We start from the raw sequence: 15,086 nt of genomic DNA, 5'->3' as shown, positions 1-15,086 counted from the left end.
CCCCCCCAGGCATCTCCTTTGCCGCGGCATGGAACCTTACCTTAAAAAACCTGTTTGACAACTGTTCCGAAAAAGTGTCCCTGGACAGGGCCTTGCCCGGATGGTGACCACCTCACCGGGAACTGTCTCTTTTCCCTTGACAGGCACAGAGCTTGCAGGATACTTTGCGCACAAATCAATCATAGAAACACTTCCGAAAGCCAACAACCCACATTTCCAGACATCAGACGCCAAGCCACCGCATGCGCCGGGCAGGATATCAGGTGTGCGACCCGGCTTTTGGCGGCCCCGATTACACCCGACCAACGGACATCACCATGACTGCAGAAATTACGTACAACGAATGCATTGTCTTTCTGCTGGCAAAAGCCAACCAGAAAGCCCAGAGAAACCTGAAAAAACGCATGAAGCCCTATGGCCTCACCACGGTCCAGGGGCTCGTCCTCGGTGCCATCTACGAAAACAACGGACTCACCGCCAGCGAAATCGGCCAGCGTCTCGTCCTGGACAACGCCACGGTCTCCGGGGTCCTCGACCGGCTCATCGACGGTGGCTGGATTACCAAGAAAAGCGATGAGAACGATCGCCGGGTCCAGCGTATCCTCCTGACCGAACAGGCCAATTCAAGCATCGTCAACGATCTTTTCAAGGTCCGTGCCGACGCCAACGAAGAGACCCTTGCCCACCTGAGCCTGGAAGAACGGGTCCTTCTGAAACGGCTGCTTCGCGACCTTGAGTAGTCACTTTGTATACAATATATAATGTGCGCGAACGTGCCACAATTCCCCCCACAACGCAAAACACCCTGAGCATTTGACAGCTCCGGGTGTTTTCGTTCGTACGCATTCTTTCGCGGCGATAAAATCAAGTCTCCCCCGACGATCACATCAGGGGATAACCTATTGAAAAACATAAGTTTGACCCTTGTTTATCGCTGTTTCGTACGATCTCTTTCAAAAATAGAGTCTCTTTACAAAAAGCGCCCCCTGCCGGGACCTCACCGACCACCCTTGCCGAGGCAGGGGTTCCCTGTGTCCGTGATTCTCAGGGTTTCACGTACGCGTAGCCATCCCGCTGGAGTTCCACCAGCTTGAGGACCCCTGCCCTCGTCACCTTGAACGCCGGATGGAGTACCTCGGGGGTGATATCGTACTGGACCAGGGAGTTGTTGCAGACAAAAAAGACGATGCCCTGATTCGCCAGCCTGGTAACCAGCTCCGAAAGCTCCATGTCCATGCTCGCCGTCACCTGCTGAGCCCCGGGCCCGTTCACCACAACGGCCCCGTCGATGGGACGCCCCTCCATGGCCGCCAGAAGGTTCTTCATGTTGTTTAACGTCAGGCGCAGGCGCCTCTCCTTATCGGAATCTATATGCAATACGACTTTCATAAGCTCCCCTTTCGCTGAACACTCCAGGGAGGTACGCGCCCCCCGGATTGTCGTAAAATAATGTGTTGTGGCATGGGATGCATTCGTCTACAGTCTACGTTACAAAACATGGGATCGGCCCGCCTCGGTGAAGTAAAACCAGACCGAGCCGCCCCCGAATCATGTGCATCCCCGTTTGTCTCCTGTGCTCATAGTCTACCATAAAGCAGGTGACGGATCTCGGATTTTACGCTCCGAAAATAAACACACAAGGAGAGCCCATGACCACCGGCGCACTGTCCGGCATCACCGTCCTCGACCTGTCCCGGCTCCTTCCCGGCCCCTGGTGCACCATGATGCTCGCCGACCACGGCGCACGGGTCATCGCCATTGAAGATCCGCGCTACGCGTCCCAAGGCGCCTTTCCAGACCTCATCAACCGCAACAAAGAGCACGTAAGTCTTAACCTGAAGTCCGACACAGGCAAGACCATCTTCCTGGAGCTGGCAGCCCGGGCCGATGTCATCGTCGAGGGCTTCCGCCCCGGCGTCACCCATCGCCTGGGTGTGGGATACGACCACGTCAAAGGCGTCAACCCCGGTATTATCTACTGCTCCATCACCGGCTACGGCCAGACCGGCCCCCTTCGCGATGCACCGGGACACGACATCAACTACCTCAGCACAGCAGGGGCCCTGGATCTGATGGGATCCAAAGAGGCCCCGCATGTCCCCGGATTTCAGGTGGCCGACGTTGCCGGAGGGAGCTTAAGCGCTGTCTCCGGGATCCTTTTGGCCCTCTTCCACCGGGAACGCACCGGCATGGGCCAGCACATCGACATCTCCATCACCGACGGCACCCTGGCCCTCATGCACCTGGCCCTTAACATCGGCCAAGAGACGGACACCGAGCCTTCTCGCTGCGACACCCTCCTCTCCCACCGTTACGCCTTTTACAACACCTATGAAACCGCCGACGGAAAATTCATCGCCCTGGGCGCCCTGGAGCCCAAGTTCTGGAGCGCTTTCTGCCGCGCCACGGGCCTTGACCGCTTTGAGGCCCTGCAGTTCGACGACGAAAAACGGGAGGAGATCATCCAGGCCGTTGCCGCCCTTATCAAATCCGAACCCCTGGACCACTGGTCTGAGCGATTCAAGGCCATGGACCTCTGCTGGAGCCCGGTAAGCTCCCTCTCCGAGGCCATGGACAGCAGGCTGTTCAGGGAACGGGGCATGGTGGTGGAGTCACGCAACCGCAACAACAAGCCCGTCAAAACCATCGGCGTGCCCGTCAAACTCAGCGAAACCCCGGGGAGCATCCGCACCGCCCCCTTCTCCTTTGGCCAGGATACAGAGACAGTGCTTGCGGAACTGGGCTACCCCCCGAAAGAGATCCAAGCCCTTAAAGAAACGGGCGTCACCTGAAACCGGCTCAAAATAGACAATAAAAATGAGAGAGTGAGAGGGGAAGGCTCTTTATGCTGTTCGTACATGAACATCTTACGTTACGCATTGTGCCGAACCCGCCGCCACGGTGCAGCAGGCCCTCCTCGTTGAGCTCGGCGTCGGCATAGCTCAATCGTTCAATAAGGAATGCATCTTTGTATATTGAAACCCACAGGCTTAAATTAAAGCCCTTTCGCCTTGACTATGCGGAAGCATTCGCAAAAGCGCTTCATGATCCGAAGATTTATACTTACCTTCCGGAGGGTGTGCCGTCCCTTAAGGATATTGAGGAAATCATCACATGGTTCATCAAAAGAGACCAAGGCAATATTGAGACGGGTTTTACCGGAACAAACCTGTCGATCCACATGAAAGAGACCCGTGAAATCATAGGCTGGTGCGGATTGCAGCCCTTTGAGCCGGAGCCCGATAAAACAGAAATTTTTTATGGACTGACACCGACCCACTGGAACAAAGGCATCATTACCGAAGCGGCCAGCGCTGTTCTGGATTATGGGTTTTCCAACCTGCAACTTGAAGAGATCGTTGCCGGAGTCAAGCCACTAAACATCGCCTCCATACGGGTTTTGGAAAAAATTGGGATGAGGTACCGGAAAACCCTCCACTCGGTTCCAGACGGGTCGGAGTTTTATGCAGACGAGTGGGTCTACGCATTCACAAAGACCCGATATTTTGGTACGAAACCGTAACAGGGCCCATATGGCGACAGACTCATCACGCTCCACGCGAGAGGCATCATGAAGATCTTGATTGTCTGTTATTCCCGAACCGGTTGTACCGAAAAACTTGCAGACCATATTGCGCGCGACCTCACATCCCGAGGCCATGGTGTACAACGGGAGATCCTTGATGTGGTCAACCCGAAGAGTTGCTGGAACCTCCTTTTCCGGCAGATCCACCAGTATCCTCTGGTCGGGCTGTCGCTAATCTGCTCCAATTTTTACCGCCGCTGGGTAAACAGCTACCATCAGCCGGAAGAAGCGATCCGGCCGCCTGTTTTTACGGATGTATCGGCCTTTGATCATGTATGCATCGGCGGCCCCAAGTGGGCCTACACGTCTTACCCTGTTGCAAGGTATCTCAAGCAGATCAAGGGCCTGCGGCACAAGCCGGTGAGTGCTTTTGCCACCTTCGGAGGGCCGCCCCTGAACGTCTTTGAACTTGATTTTATCTTTACCCCCATGGCCCGGCAAATCAGAAAAACAGGGGGAGTCCCTGCGTCCACACTGGGGCTTTCCAGCAATTACCATGAGCTCCATTTAATCGGAATCTTCAGGCTGTTTTCCCGCCTTGTTCTCCGGCGCCCCCTTCGCTCCTTTACCGTCGAAAGCCATTACGGCGAACAGCAGATCGCATCGTTTTGTGAGGCCATTGATCAGGAAACCCCGCAGTAGCCACAGAGGCCTGCGCCAACCGTGATCATCCCCGCCTCCTATGGATCCCCCTGCCCAAATTTTCTAGCAGGGAGACTGAGGTGATATCCCTGTGTAGCTATTCAGCCTGCCTCCGTCGGGTCTCTTTTTGAAATAATCCCTGCGAGACTGGAGACAAGTGCCTTGATAGACAACAACATGGAAATGATGATGCACTGCTGGGGCACGCCCCAATAACGAAGCCTGATTGTCAAACTTTTCAAAGTTTGCCCACCGACAGGGGCTCCGGAGGCTAAAATATATTAAGGCGTTAGCCCTGGCGACAGTCCCCTTGCCTGCAGTCTCTCCTTATGCTAAACCGCTGTAAGTCAAAGAAGATAAACCGGTGCAGGGCGTGTGACACGCGCACCATGGCACGCATCAACATCTCTTCACGTCCCGGCTGATATCGAAAGCCCAAAGGGCAAGTGGATCAGCTCGTAACCAACCCGACAAGCAAATCGGTGACTACCCATGACGGACCCGTCCAAGAAACACGGCTTTTTCAGCCTGAACGAGCTCATCACAACCGACCTGGAAGCTGCCAAAGCGTTTTATGGCAACCTGTTTGGGTGGCGCTTTGCCGAGACCAAAACGATCTACGGAAACCGATACCTCACGGCTTTTAAAGATGGTGCCTTTGTGGGAGGGATGATGCTCAAGGAGGGCAACGTCCCCGATGACGTTGCCCCATGCTGGGACCCGTATCTTTCGGTTGACGATGTCGAGCTGTCGGCAAAACAGGCAGAAGAACTCGGTGGTGAGATCGTTCTTCCGCCCACGGACATTCCCAACGTGGGTCGTTTTTGCGTCGTAAAGGATCCGCAAGGGGTCAGGCTTCCCGTGAGCTGACACAAAGACCATGAAAAACGACAAACCGCCCAGCCCTGAGCCCCTGGCAACGCCCTCCTTGCCTACTGGCGGGGGGACAGGGATGCCACTCAACCATGAATACAGATCCGGGCGCATCGTCTCCATCCCGGTTTCCGAGTTCTTCCGAAGCCCGGAGGCGTTCTATCCCACGGAAAAGGTTCTCCCGTGGTGTCGCGGCCGGATTCTGGTCGTGGGCGCCGGAAGCGGGGTCCATGCGGTGACGCTTCAGGCCTCAGGGCATGAGGTCACGGCCGTGGAGGTCAGCCCCCAGGCCGTTGAAATCCTTGCAGAACGCGGGATAACAGACATCAGGCAATGCGATTTTTTCGAGATGCCGGAAGAGGCCTTCGACACCATCCTCATGCTGGGGCACACCATCGGCATCTGCGAAACCGTCAGCCGGATCCCCGTATTGCTGAGCACATGCGCCTCCCTTCTCGCCCCCGAAGGGCAGCTGCTGGCCAACTCCGTGGACGAAGCCCTGAACCAGGGGAGCACCGACAGCCCCGGGTACCCGGGGGAGCTGGAATTCCGCCTCTCATTCAAAGGCCGCACCGGCCCCTGGATGCGCTGGCTGCACGTGGATTTCGATACCTTGTCAGAGAAGGCCTCTAGCTGCGGGTGGCACACGGAGAAACTGGAGAAAACAGAAAACGGGGAATTTCTGGCCCGGCTTTACCCCGTGTCGCACATGGCCTCACTGAAACACCTCTGACGCCCCAGACCTAAGGAATAAACATGCGAAAGTTCAAGGCTGTCATTTTTGATATGGATGGGCTTCTGCTTGATAGCGAGAGGCTCTACTAGCATCGTTCCCGGAGACATGCTCGTACTTTGGGCTCGGGGACCTGTCTGATGTATTCAAAAGTTGCCTGGGAACAAACGCTGTGACGGGCAGGGCCATTCTCACGAAAGCCCTTGACGGCCTTGTTCCCTATCACGCCTTCAGCTCAAAATGGGAACAGCTCATTTCAAGAGTCATGAACGAAAAACCCGTGCCCCTGAAAAAAGGAGCGGATCAACTTTTGACGGCACTACACCAGTCGAACATCCCCATGGCTGTGGCCACCTCGTCAGATACAGAGTTGGCTCGCACAAGGCTCTTGGATTCAGGAATTTTAACCTACTTCCAATGTGTGGTGGGAGGCGATCTCGTGAGTAAAGGAAAGCCGGACCCGGAGATATATGCCATCGCAGCGACCAGGCTCAACGTGTCTCCGCCCGACTGCCTCGCCCTGGAAGACTCCAGCAACGGCGTTAAATCCGCCGTATCAGCCGGAATGACCGTGGTACAAATTCCGGATATGATACAGCCGACCGAAGACCTCCTGGCCCTTGGGCACATTGTCCTGGACGACCTGGCTGAGGTGCTCCGGTATCGTTTTTGAAGTCACAAAAAACGCCATATGGTTAAGCTTACGACACGCAACACACCCCAAAGACATGCATGAAAAAATGAAACCTGTCATTCAGGAAGAGACAACGGGATGCGGCATTGCTGCCTGTGCGGCCTTAGCCGGGATCGGCTGTGAAATTGAAGCAATCGCCAACCGCATGGGTATTTTTGCTGGCGACAAGGCATTATGGTCTGAAACAGGGCATGTCAGAAGGCTCCTCTCTGAGTTGGGGGTACCGGTGGGGCAAACCGAAATTCCCTTTACCGGTTGGGAGGAGCTGCCGGACGCGGCACTGCTGGCTATCAAATGGCGCATGGAAAACGGCAAGCCGTTCTGGCACTGGGTGGTGTTTGAACGGCAACACACCGGTGCCTTTGTCCTTGATTCCAAAAAGGGGCTCACACACAACCTGCGCCGCGACTTTGGTCGCATGAAACCCAAATGGTACATTCCGGTATGTTCGTAGCCCCCAAGGCCTCACCTCTTCTTTACAACCCTGGCGGGGTTTCCGGCGGCGACACTGTACTCCGGGATATCCTTGGTCACCACACTGCCTGCACCGATGACACTGCCTTTTCCGATAGTCACACCTGCCAGGATGATCGCTCCTGCACCGATCCAGACATCATCTTCGATGGTGATGGCCCCTTGCTTGCCTTCGCCCTGGAGCATCATGGGGAGCCCTTTGTTGGAGATATCATGGTTTCCCCCGATGATCATCAGCGTTATCGCCGGTAGCGCGTAATTTCCAATGGTGACGGGGCTGTACTCGTTGGTGATGATGGATGTGTTGTTGGAAATGAAAATATGGTCCTTGAAATGGATATGCTTCAGCTTGCTCAGGGTCACATTTTTGCTTATGTTCAAATCGGTTCTCGAGTTTTCAAGTAAACCGTACCTGTCCAGGCCTAAACAGTACTTGATGATATTTCTTAATCGGTTTGATCTCTTCCTAATTTTTTTGCTCGTCTCTCTCAACCCCATACACATCCTCAATACAAAAGGCGCATTTCCATAAGGTGCCATACCATCTCACCTTAAATTAGGTTGAGAGGAATCCATTTACCCATATTCATCACAGAAAAAACGAACCATAACACCCATCTCTTTGCCATTCAATACAGGCCCCTCATTTCTCTCCCCGAAAACGGTCTATCACGTTGTATATTTGCAGGTATGACTCCCGCTGGCCACTGCCCTGCCAGGAAAATTCTGTCAAAAGCAACCGCAATCCGGATAGTACCTTCCTTTTTTCCTCCGTATCCATTTCCAATGACGGCAAGATGCGCAGATCATTTGCCCCATGGGCGGAAAACAGGTAAACTGTAAAATAGGTCCGGTTTTCTGTTCAAGCCGGCCAACCATCCCACCAGCTCTTCGGCACCCCTTGCGATGCGCTTTCCGGTACTGGCCAAAAACGCCGGGTTTGCATCAATGTCCGACGGGGTCCCAAGAACCTGGGAACACGGTGTGACGAAACCACCCCGTACCCATTGCCCCACGATCACCCCTCTCATCCTTCGTGTTCGCTGTCTTTCGATTTCGTAACCGGCATCCCCGGCGCTCCGCTCAACCGCCTGTAACGGTGCCTCCTGCTCCCGTGTCGCCTCATGCGGCCCGCGCTTCTGCCCTTTATCACGGTGTTACATGCCACAGCCTCGCCTTGGGGGACCGCTTTTCCTGTCCACCGGAACGGCATATGACGGGTTGCAGTATTCGTCACACACGGGCCGTTTCTCTCCATCCCTGGTAAGTTGCACATGAACCCCGGAATGAAAGGAGGCACCCATGAATATTGAACACATGGCAAATTACGGCAACGGGCTCGTGGACTCCCTTGCAGGCCCTGAGTTCCAAAAGATCGAGAAAAAGATGTTCTGCCAGATCTTGGGCGTCCTGCGCCGCGAGGTGGGAATCAGGGGCATTCCCAAGGTGCTCTACCGGTGGCGCGACGAAGTGAGGCACATGAAACAGGCTGACTGGCTCGACTTGGAAAAAAGAGGCGCGCCCCGGGCGGTCATTGAATCAACCTTTGACTTCATCGCCCTCATGAAGGTGTTGGATGAACGGTTCGGCATGGAAAAAGCCAGGGACCTGGTGACGGATATCCACGAACGGACAGAGGCGGCACTGCTGAAAACAGGGTCCGCCGTCAACCTCTTTGCTGTTCCGGTGAGCGACCTCAAGGCATGCAATGACAGCTTCCGCTCCTTTGCCGAGTATACCAAGGCCCAGGTCCAGGCAGCGGTTGAGGAAGGGCTCCACCACACGGAGATCATCGAAGACACACAAAACGCCCTCTCCTTTCACATCCATTTCTGTGTTATCCATGAGGTTGCCAAAGCTTATGGGAACCCTGCCTGGAGCTTTCCCTGGTGCAGGATCGACAACGTCGTGTACCCCAAAATGGGCGACCGGCTCAACTTTACCTTTACCCGGCGGGGCACCCTCCCCACCGGTTCACACACGTGTGATTTTCGGTTTGAACGCAGCAATGGATACAGCTGTAAAGGAACAGAAGCGTGAACCTCATTATGTTTGACATCGACGGCACCCTTATCCAGTCATGTGGATTTGACGCGGAATGCTATCTCCAGGCCGTCAAAAAAGTAACCGGCGTCGCATTGAACACCGACTGGACACGGTATACCCACATCACGGACGCAGGCATCCTGGATGAATTCCTTACCATGAAAGGGCTCCATGAAAACCGGGCGACCCTTCTCCGACAGGTCAAAGAGGAGTTCACCCACCTGGTGGCCTCCCACCTGAAGAGTTCGCCTGTGCGGGAAGTGGACGGAGCCGTGGATTTTCTGGACCTGTTGCGGGCACGGGATGATGTGGAGATCGCCCTTGCCACGGGCGGTTGGGAAGAGACAGCAAAGGCCAAGCTCCGGTCAGCAGGGTTCGATTCGTCGGACGTGGCCTTTGCCTCCTGCTCCGACCACTTGGAACGGACCCGGGTCATGCAGACCGCCGAGTCCCGCTGCCGGCACGCCGGATTTTCCACCAAGACCTATTTCGGTGACGGGCCCTGGGACAAAGAAGCGAGCAGAAAGCTCGACTACCAGTTTATCCTCGTGGGCAACGGCCTCTCCCACACCAAACAGGTGGACCATTTCAGGGATGCCGAATCCGTGTTGTCGCTTATCGGCATTTAACCCGGAGATAGATCATTGATCGTTTGGTGACGATTTTCCGTGGAGAGCAGATACGGGCTGGTTAAAGCGGCCCGAAAAAATCACCCCAATTCAAAGGAGGTGACGCCGTACAGGCGATGCAGGGGAATGTCGGGGGCGGGCCCCGTGTACATCCGCGCGGTCTCAAAAACGATGTCCATTTGGTGGCGCGCTGCAAGGGACACGGCCTCACGGTTTACTTCCGGGACATCGAGATACACAGGTTGCGAAGGCGGCACCCCGGCTTTCAGGGCAAGAAAAAGGGTCTCCGCCACCTCGGGCGTGTCCGCCATGAGGGGCCCCACTTTAAACCCTTGCCGGCAGGGCCTGATGACTCCGTAACCCGCAAGGTCCCCGTTCAGGACAACGCCCAAAGCGATGCCCTGGGGCTGATGAATCCAGGAAGCGAGAAACCGGGTCCTGTTCTCCGGGAAACAGGGCCGATCATACGCCTCAATGGCCTGGAACGGCAGTGCGGTAAGGGGTTGAAGCCCGCCGTGTGTGGGAAGTTCCCCGCCACCGCGCCCCTCGTAGCGGATATTTCGATACGCCAGCTTAAAACCGGACTTTTTGTAATTGTCCTGCTGGGCAACCACGCCGTCCAGCCCCACGTTCCGGCCCTGAAGCCAGCCCAGCCCGGCATTCCAGATCTGCATGCCGAACCCTTTCCCGCGGTGTTCCGGCTTGACAATGTAAAAACCAAGGAACCCGAACCTTTCCCCATAGGAGACCGCTGAAAGGGTTGCCACCGGCTCCCGGTTCACTTCCCCTATAAAAAAACCGTTGGGATCCGCCGCAAAAAAACTCTCGGCGTCATGTATGCCGGGGTTCCACCCCTCCATGGCCGCCCACGCAACGGCCATATCCATATCTCGTCGGGTCATGATCCTGACGGCAAACTCTGCTGAAGACATAAGCCCCCTCCCTCATGTGTTTCCGTTTACCTGCCCACACTGGTTACTATCCAGCTAAAAATGCCCACGGCGGCCCTGCCGGAGACCAACCTTTAGAAACGTTTGACAAACAGGTTTTGAGCCGTCATTTCGAGGCTCCTCCGACACAATTCAAATGCGTTTTCATCAGGAACGGTTTTTACGGAGCTTTTATTCAAAAAAGCGATCTGCCGGAGGCAAGCTGAATCGTTACCCACGCTGTAACGATTCGAACGGGTTCCATCACATCCGACGCCCTCGTGTAACTATATATTTTTTAACCATTTACGCAAGACAGAGAATCAAGGATCAGATAGAGAGAACCAGGCCTGGGAAAGCTGGGAAAGGATTCCTCCGGGCACCACAGACGCCCCAGCCTTTCCGGGCCCCTCCCTGTTTCCTATTTCCTGTTTACTATTTCCCCTTCATCCCCCAGGAAACACTTGCCAAATACCTCAAACATGCCTACGCTGTCTCCCACCTTTTTTTCACACGATCACGCCCTTGCCCCTGCATCCGGGAACAGGGGCTGCTGACCTAGCCAACACGGATATGACCATGGATATACGTTACAGAATCATGAAAAAGGGCGATGAGCGCCGCGCCTGTGCCCTTGTTGAAAGAGTATTCAATGAATTGGTGGCCCCCGGCTACAGCCCCGAGGGCATCCGGGAGTTTTTCAAATACGCCTCCCCGGACGCCATGGCAGCCAGATCCGGTGCAGGCCAGGTGGTGGTTGTCGCAGAACAGGAAGACGAGATGGTGGGGGTCATCGAGATGGTCGCCTGCAGCCATGTCTCCTTGCTCTTTGTGGGCCGCCGCGGCCAGGGAATCGCCAGGGAGCTGTTTCGCATCGCCCTGGAGGCGTGCCGAAGCATGAACCCTGAGCTGTCAGAGATCACGGTCAACTCGTCGACCTATGCACAGGCGGCCTATGAAAAACTCGGATTCACCCCCACAGGCCCGCAACAGGAAAAAAGCGGCATCGTCTTTGTACCCATGGTCTGCAACGTGAATTAACCTGCGCCATCACCGTCATGTTTTCATCGAGATGACAAGGCATCACAGAAACGTCCCTTTCATCTCTCCTTACAGTTCATCTGCGATTCATGCCAAAAAGAGAGGCGGACACCATGAACCCCATAACCATCCCCATCAGCCAGTCCACGTCAGACACGCCATCCGTTCCGGGCACCCTGCATGGTTCGGGAACAACGGCCGTCATCCTCTCCAACATGGACACCAACGATCAGGGGGAGTGGGAACCTGTGTTGGAGGCCCTGTCCTCAGGCCCCCACATGGTCGTGACCTACGACTATCCCGGCTTTTCCCTTGAGCAGTCCCCCATCCTTGAAGCGGCCATCGCCCATGTGACTGACATGGGTGCCACCCGCATCTTCCTTGCCGGGGCGAGCAGGGGTGGTGTTGCGTCTCTCAAGGTGGCCGCAAAGCATTCCAATGACGAAAGAATCGTGGGCGTCGCAGCCCTTTCATCGCCCATTGAGCATGAAGGGACGATTTTTTACACCGAGGAAGAGTTAAAAGCCATCTCCGTTCCCAAGCTGCTGATCAACTCCGAAGGGGATGACGGCGCAGCCGACAACCATCGCATGCTCGCCCTGTTCAGCGCGCCGAAAACCCTCGCCATCTACCCCGGTGACGGCCATGGCACCCAGATATTCGACGAGCATAAAGACGCTGCGGTTGAAACGCTGGCAACCTTCATCAACCGTGCTTTTTCAGCATAAACGACTACCAGCACGGGAGCCGCCACAGGGTGTGGTCGGATTTCACAGGCTCCCAACCTCGAATCAACCGTAACGCTGTGTCCAACAAAAAAGACCCCAATGCCAGTTTCGCTTTCATGGCATTGGGGCCATTCCTTTTCCTCTCTTTTTTATATTGAGACAGATTTCATGAAATCGATTCCACGTTTCACATCAGCCTCGAACCCCACATCATAAAAAAGAAACACCAAACAAAATAAGCACTTGACCTCCCACACCATCGTATGTGAAGTATACATTATCAACAACAGCCTGCCTTATTTCATCACCAAGCAACACTTCCATGCACGTGTACCCAGAACCCGTTTTACGGGTCACCAGACAGGAGGACCGCACATGAAACGCCATCTCGTCAAAGTTGGTATTCTCATCATGGTTTTGGTTGCATTGCCTGTTTTTTCCCTGGCAGTAAAGGAAGATTCATCACGCTGCGATTGCTGGTATTATGGCTATGACGCCCAGAAAAAAGGCCACGGTCTGGAAGGCGACGGCCCAGGAGGGACAAAGGACGACTGCGACCTCATCGGTCAAAAAATGGAGTGGGAAGACGGCTGGTTCACGGCCAAGGCGCGAGAGGGAAGAAAGTGCCCATACAAAACACGATAAGTCCCTTACCGACATCATGATCCAAGGGGCAGGCATAGCACGCCTGTCCCTTGTGATGCCCCGCCCTTCCGCGACCCTGCACCCCCTCCCAGGTATTTCCCTGCTCCCCAGGGCAACCGCATTTAGATCTTGCCTCCGGCGGCCCTGCCCTGCTCCCATGCCAACCTTGCCAAAGCCCTAAAAGGGCAGTAAACTTCAAGTCATCGTCATGGGCACTGGCCCCATACTCACTCACAGGCAAGGCATCAGGTAAACACCTGATGTTTCTGAACGCCATGGGCCACAAGGAGAGTTATGCAACCGCGAGACATCGTCAAGGCATGGGTAGACGCCTTCAACAAAGGGGACGCCCACCTTATCTCAAATTTTTATGCAGAAAATGCCACCAACCACCAGGTTGCAAACGAGCCTGTAACGGGCAAAGCGGCCATTGCCGAAATGTTCGCCAAAGAGTTTGCAGGCTCTGAAATGGTCTGTATCGTGGAAAACATATTCCAGGACGGGGAGTGGGCCATTCTGGAATGGAAAGATCCCATCGGATTAAGGGGGTGCGGGTTTTTCCATGTCGTGGAAGACAAAATCGTATTTCAACGAGGGTATTGGGACAAGCTGAGCTTTTTGAAAGCACACAACCTGCCCATCCCGGACTGAACGGAGGCACCGACATGCCCCAGGACCCCATCAAGGACTTTGACAGGTACAGGCAACTGTTCGTTGAGCATGTCATTGACATGGAGCGCAATGAAACGGGCCGAACGCCGACGCTCTCCCCATTGGAGGTGTGCTTTCTGGGCAGGGCAGATGTTGAAGAAGGATTCCCCTACACCGAGCTGGTCTATGGCATCCGCTTTGACTCCGACATTCGGTATTACCCGAAAACCATCCTGGCCATTGAAAAATGGGTGGATGTCTCCTCCTGCAGGCTGGTGAGCCACGACCCGTCCACCGACACCTATCATTTTGAGATCAAGCTCCTTCGACGCAACCCGGAGTAATAACAAGCCATGGAGCCCTTGGCGGCGGGCTCCGTTCTGCTCATTTGCAAAGGACACAGCATGAACATACGTTGCTTTACGGACTCGGACGCCCAAGAGGTCATTGCCCTCTGGGAGGAATGCGGACTCACCGTCCCCTGGAACGACCCGAATAAGGACATCGAGCGCAAACTGGCCGTCAAGGCCGACCTCTTTCTCGTGGGCGAGCTGGAGGGCAGTATCGTGGCCTCGGCCATGGGCGGATACGACGGCCACCGCGGTTCCGTCAACTACCTGGCCGTGTTGCCGCACCACCAGAAAAAAGGGTTCGGGATTGCGCTCCTCAAGGAAGTGGAATCGCGCCTTGTGGAGTTGGGATGCCCGAAAATCAACCTCATGGTCCGGGACACCAATGAACCGGTCATCTCCTTTTACGAGGGATGCGGCTACAAAAAAGACCCGGTGGTCTGCATCGGCAAACGGCTGATACCCGATGGTGCCCCGGCAAAATAAGAAGGAGGTCCCATGGACCAGCGACTGAGCGTCATAACACTGGGCGTTGAAGACCTGGACCGATCCCAGCGGTTTTACGAAACAGGGCTGGGCTGGACCGTGGGGTCTGCGGAGGAGCAGATCCGGTTTTTTCAGCTCAACGGGGTGATTTTTGCCCTCTACCCCTGGGAGGCCCTGGCCGAAGATGCCGAGCTTCCGGCCCGCGGCTCCGGCTTTTCCGGCGTAACCCTTGCCTACTGCGCCCGCTCCCGGCCCGAGGTGGAAGAAATCCTGAAACGGGCTGACCAGGCAGGGGCGCGCATCGTCAAGCCTGCCCAGGAGGTGTTCTGGGGCGGCTACTCCGGCTATTTTGCCGACCCGGACGGCCACCTGTGGGAGGTCGCCCACAACCCGTTCTGGCACCTGGACGCCAAGGGCAATGTCACCCTTGAAGCCCCCGACGCCTGATCGTCACCAGGGCCAACGCATTTAAATTTTTGCCCAGTTGTTTTCTCATGAAATATCCGGGTACATGCGTTGGCCCTATGATCGTCACCTTGACACCTCCCCTTTCCGGGTATACATATCGGACATCCGATA

The 15,086-nt window shown here is 55.4% G+C and carries 19 protein-coding genes and 1 pseudogene; 17 read left to right on the top strand and 3 right to left on the bottom strand.

What is annotated here, in order from left to right; all coding sequences use genetic code 11:
* The first annotated feature begins 317 nt into the window (after positions 1-317).
* Positions 318-740 (top strand): MarR family winged helix-turn-helix transcriptional regulator, encoded by a 423-nt coding sequence (locus tag ACOYW2_RS01265; RefSeq protein WP_180137000.1) that lies wholly within the window; start codon positions 318-320, stop codon positions 738-740.
* A gap of 304 nt (positions 741-1,044) precedes the next feature.
* On the opposite strand, the gene ACOYW2_RS01260 is transcribed toward ACOYW2_RS01265, so the two are convergent.
* On the bottom strand, positions 1,045-1,389 hold the full coding sequence (locus ACOYW2_RS01260; protein ID WP_482414884.1) for a DsrE family protein: 345 nt from the start codon (positions 1,387-1,389) through the stop codon (positions 1,045-1,047).
* Between the two features lie 260 nt (positions 1,390-1,649).
* Between ACOYW2_RS01260 and ACOYW2_RS01255 the strand changes: the two genes are divergently transcribed.
* The 7 genes and pseudogenes from ACOYW2_RS01255 to ACOYW2_RS01225 all read left to right on the top strand — a co-directional run bounded on the left by ACOYW2_RS01255 (position 1,650) and on the right by ACOYW2_RS01225 (position 6,982).
* On the top strand, positions 1,650-2,792 hold the full coding sequence (locus ACOYW2_RS01255; RefSeq protein ID WP_482769108.1) for a CaiB/BaiF CoA transferase family protein: 1,143 nt from the start codon (positions 1,650-1,652) through the stop codon (positions 2,790-2,792).
* Positions 2,793-2,968: 176 nt separating this feature from the next.
* On the top strand, positions 2,969-3,523 hold the full coding sequence (locus ACOYW2_RS01250) for a GNAT family N-acetyltransferase (protein ID WP_482769107.1): 555 nt from the start codon (positions 2,969-2,971) through the stop codon (positions 3,521-3,523).
* 48 nt (positions 3,524-3,571) lie between these two features.
* Entirely contained in the window at positions 3,572-4,228 is a 657-nt protein-coding gene (locus tag ACOYW2_RS01245; protein WP_482769106.1) for a flavodoxin family protein, read from the top strand.
* 492 nt (positions 4,229-4,720) lie between these two features.
* The gene (locus ACOYW2_RS01240) at positions 4,721-5,098 is read left to right on the top strand and encodes a VOC family protein (protein WP_482769105.1); all 378 of its coding nucleotides are present in this window, start codon (positions 4,721-4,723) and stop codon (positions 5,096-5,098) included.
* A gap of 82 nt (positions 5,099-5,180) precedes the next feature.
* Positions 5,181-5,834, top strand: a complete 654-nt coding sequence (locus ACOYW2_RS01235) for a class I SAM-dependent methyltransferase (protein ID WP_482769104.1) — start codon at positions 5,181-5,183, stop codon at positions 5,832-5,834.
* 97 nt (positions 5,835-5,931) lie between these two features.
* Positions 5,932-6,507 (top strand): annotated as a pseudogene (locus ACOYW2_RS01230) (HAD family hydrolase); the annotation flags it as partial.
* Positions 6,508-6,574: 67 nt separating this feature from the next.
* Entirely contained in the window at positions 6,575-6,982 is a 408-nt protein-coding gene (locus ACOYW2_RS01225; RefSeq protein ID WP_482769103.1) for a hypothetical protein, read from the top strand.
* An 11-nt stretch (positions 6,983-6,993) separates the two neighbouring features.
* Here the strand turns inward: ACOYW2_RS01225 and ACOYW2_RS01220 are convergent, their stop codons facing one another.
* A complete protein-coding gene (locus ACOYW2_RS01220) occupies positions 6,994-7,542 on the bottom strand; it encodes an acyltransferase (protein ID WP_482769102.1) in 549 nt (182 codons plus the stop codon).
* Between the two features lie 762 nt (positions 7,543-8,304).
* Here ACOYW2_RS01220 and ACOYW2_RS01215 point away from each other — a divergent pair.
* Complete coding sequence (locus ACOYW2_RS01215) at positions 8,305-9,042, top strand: L-2-amino-thiazoline-4-carboxylic acid hydrolase (RefSeq protein WP_482414876.1); 738 nt, start codon at positions 8,305-8,307, stop codon at positions 9,040-9,042.
* On the top strand, positions 9,039-9,677 hold the full coding sequence (locus ACOYW2_RS01210; protein ID WP_482769101.1) for an HAD family hydrolase: 639 nt from the start codon (positions 9,039-9,041) through the stop codon (positions 9,675-9,677). Before ACOYW2_RS01215 ends, ACOYW2_RS01210 begins: the two co-directional genes overlap by 4 nt.
* Before the next feature lie 80 nt (positions 9,678-9,757).
* Here the strand turns inward: ACOYW2_RS01210 and ACOYW2_RS01205 are convergent, their stop codons facing one another.
* The gene (locus tag ACOYW2_RS01205) at positions 9,758-10,609 is read right to left on the bottom strand and encodes a GNAT family N-acetyltransferase (RefSeq protein ID WP_482769100.1); all 852 of its coding nucleotides are present in this window, start codon (positions 10,607-10,609) and stop codon (positions 9,758-9,760) included.
* Between the two features lie 576 nt (positions 10,610-11,185).
* On the opposite strand from ACOYW2_RS01205, the gene ACOYW2_RS01200 reads away from it, so the two are divergent.
* The 7 genes from ACOYW2_RS01200 to ACOYW2_RS01170 all read left to right on the top strand — a co-directional run bounded on the left by ACOYW2_RS01200 (position 11,186) and on the right by ACOYW2_RS01170 (position 14,954).
* Positions 11,186-11,647: a GNAT family N-acetyltransferase gene (locus tag ACOYW2_RS01200; RefSeq protein WP_482769099.1), complete on the top strand. Its 462-nt coding sequence runs from the start codon at positions 11,186-11,188 to the stop codon at positions 11,645-11,647.
* A 113-nt stretch (positions 11,648-11,760) separates the two neighbouring features.
* Positions 11,761-12,375, top strand: a complete 615-nt coding sequence (locus ACOYW2_RS01195) for an alpha/beta hydrolase (protein WP_482769098.1) — start codon at positions 11,761-11,763, stop codon at positions 12,373-12,375.
* 375 nt (positions 12,376-12,750) lie between these two features.
* A complete protein-coding gene (locus ACOYW2_RS01190; RefSeq protein ID WP_482414871.1) occupies positions 12,751-13,020 on the top strand; it encodes a hypothetical protein in 270 nt (89 codons plus the stop codon).
* 294 nt (positions 13,021-13,314) lie between these two features.
* Positions 13,315-13,671 carry a nuclear transport factor 2 family protein gene (locus tag ACOYW2_RS01185; RefSeq protein ID WP_482769097.1) on the top strand — a complete coding sequence of 119 codons (357 nt, stop codon included), beginning with the start codon at positions 13,315-13,317 and terminating at the stop codon, positions 13,669-13,671.
* Between the two features lie 14 nt (positions 13,672-13,685).
* Entirely contained in the window at positions 13,686-14,015 is a 330-nt protein-coding gene (locus ACOYW2_RS01180; protein WP_482769096.1) for a hypothetical protein, read from the top strand.
* Positions 14,016-14,075: 60 nt separating this feature from the next.
* The gene (locus tag ACOYW2_RS01175; protein WP_482769095.1) at positions 14,076-14,507 is read left to right on the top strand and encodes a GNAT family acetyltransferase; all 432 of its coding nucleotides are present in this window, start codon (positions 14,076-14,078) and stop codon (positions 14,505-14,507) included.
* 12 nt (positions 14,508-14,519) lie between these two features.
* Positions 14,520-14,954: a VOC family protein gene (locus ACOYW2_RS01170; RefSeq protein WP_482769094.1), complete on the top strand. Its 435-nt coding sequence runs from the start codon at positions 14,520-14,522 to the stop codon at positions 14,952-14,954.
* Positions 14,955-15,086 lie beyond the last annotated feature (132 nt).

Source organism: Desulfoluna sp. CLI2B (genome assembly GCF_056847375.1).
This window is presented reverse-complemented; position numbering and strand designations above follow the sequence as displayed.

Coding starts and splice junctions, on each gene's coding strand:
- ACOYW2_RS01260 (WP_482414884.1), bottom strand. CDS start 1,389: ATGAAAGTCGTATTGCATATAGATTCCGATAAGGAGAGGCGCCTGCGC.
- ACOYW2_RS01195 (WP_482769098.1), top strand. CDS start 11,761: ATGAACCCCATAACCATCCCCATCAGCCAGTCCACGTCAGACACGCCA.
- ACOYW2_RS01170 (WP_482769094.1), top strand. CDS start 14,520: ATGGACCAGCGACTGAGCGTCATAACACTGGGCGTTGAAGACCTGGAC.
- ACOYW2_RS01190 (WP_482414871.1), top strand. CDS start 12,751: ATGAAACGCCATCTCGTCAAAGTTGGTATTCTCATCATGGTTTTGGTT.
- ACOYW2_RS01265 (WP_180137000.1), top strand. CDS start 318: ATGACTGCAGAAATTACGTACAACGAATGCATTGTCTTTCTGCTGGCA.
- ACOYW2_RS01180 (WP_482769096.1), top strand. CDS start 13,686: ATGCCCCAGGACCCCATCAAGGACTTTGACAGGTACAGGCAACTGTTC.
- ACOYW2_RS01200 (WP_482769099.1), top strand. CDS start 11,186: ATGGATATACGTTACAGAATCATGAAAAAGGGCGATGAGCGCCGCGCC.
- ACOYW2_RS01255 (WP_482769108.1), top strand. CDS start 1,650: ATGACCACCGGCGCACTGTCCGGCATCACCGTCCTCGACCTGTCCCGG.
- ACOYW2_RS01185 (WP_482769097.1), top strand. CDS start 13,315: ATGCAACCGCGAGACATCGTCAAGGCATGGGTAGACGCCTTCAACAAA.
- ACOYW2_RS01240 (WP_482769105.1), top strand. CDS start 4,721: ATGACGGACCCGTCCAAGAAACACGGCTTTTTCAGCCTGAACGAGCTC.
- ACOYW2_RS01175 (WP_482769095.1), top strand. CDS start 14,076: ATGAACATACGTTGCTTTACGGACTCGGACGCCCAAGAGGTCATTGCC.
- ACOYW2_RS01215 (WP_482414876.1), top strand. CDS start 8,305: ATGAATATTGAACACATGGCAAATTACGGCAACGGGCTCGTGGACTCC.
- ACOYW2_RS01235 (WP_482769104.1), top strand. CDS start 5,181: ATGCCACTCAACCATGAATACAGATCCGGGCGCATCGTCTCCATCCCG.
- ACOYW2_RS01220 (WP_482769102.1), bottom strand. CDS start 7,542: ATGGCACCTTATGGAAATGCGCCTTTTGTATTGAGGATGTGTATGGGG.
- ACOYW2_RS01205 (WP_482769100.1), bottom strand. CDS start 10,609: ATGTCTTCAGCAGAGTTTGCCGTCAGGATCATGACCCGACGAGATATG.
- ACOYW2_RS01225 (WP_482769103.1), top strand. CDS start 6,575: ATGAAACCTGTCATTCAGGAAGAGACAACGGGATGCGGCATTGCTGCC.
- ACOYW2_RS01245 (WP_482769106.1), top strand. CDS start 3,572: ATGAAGATCTTGATTGTCTGTTATTCCCGAACCGGTTGTACCGAAAAA.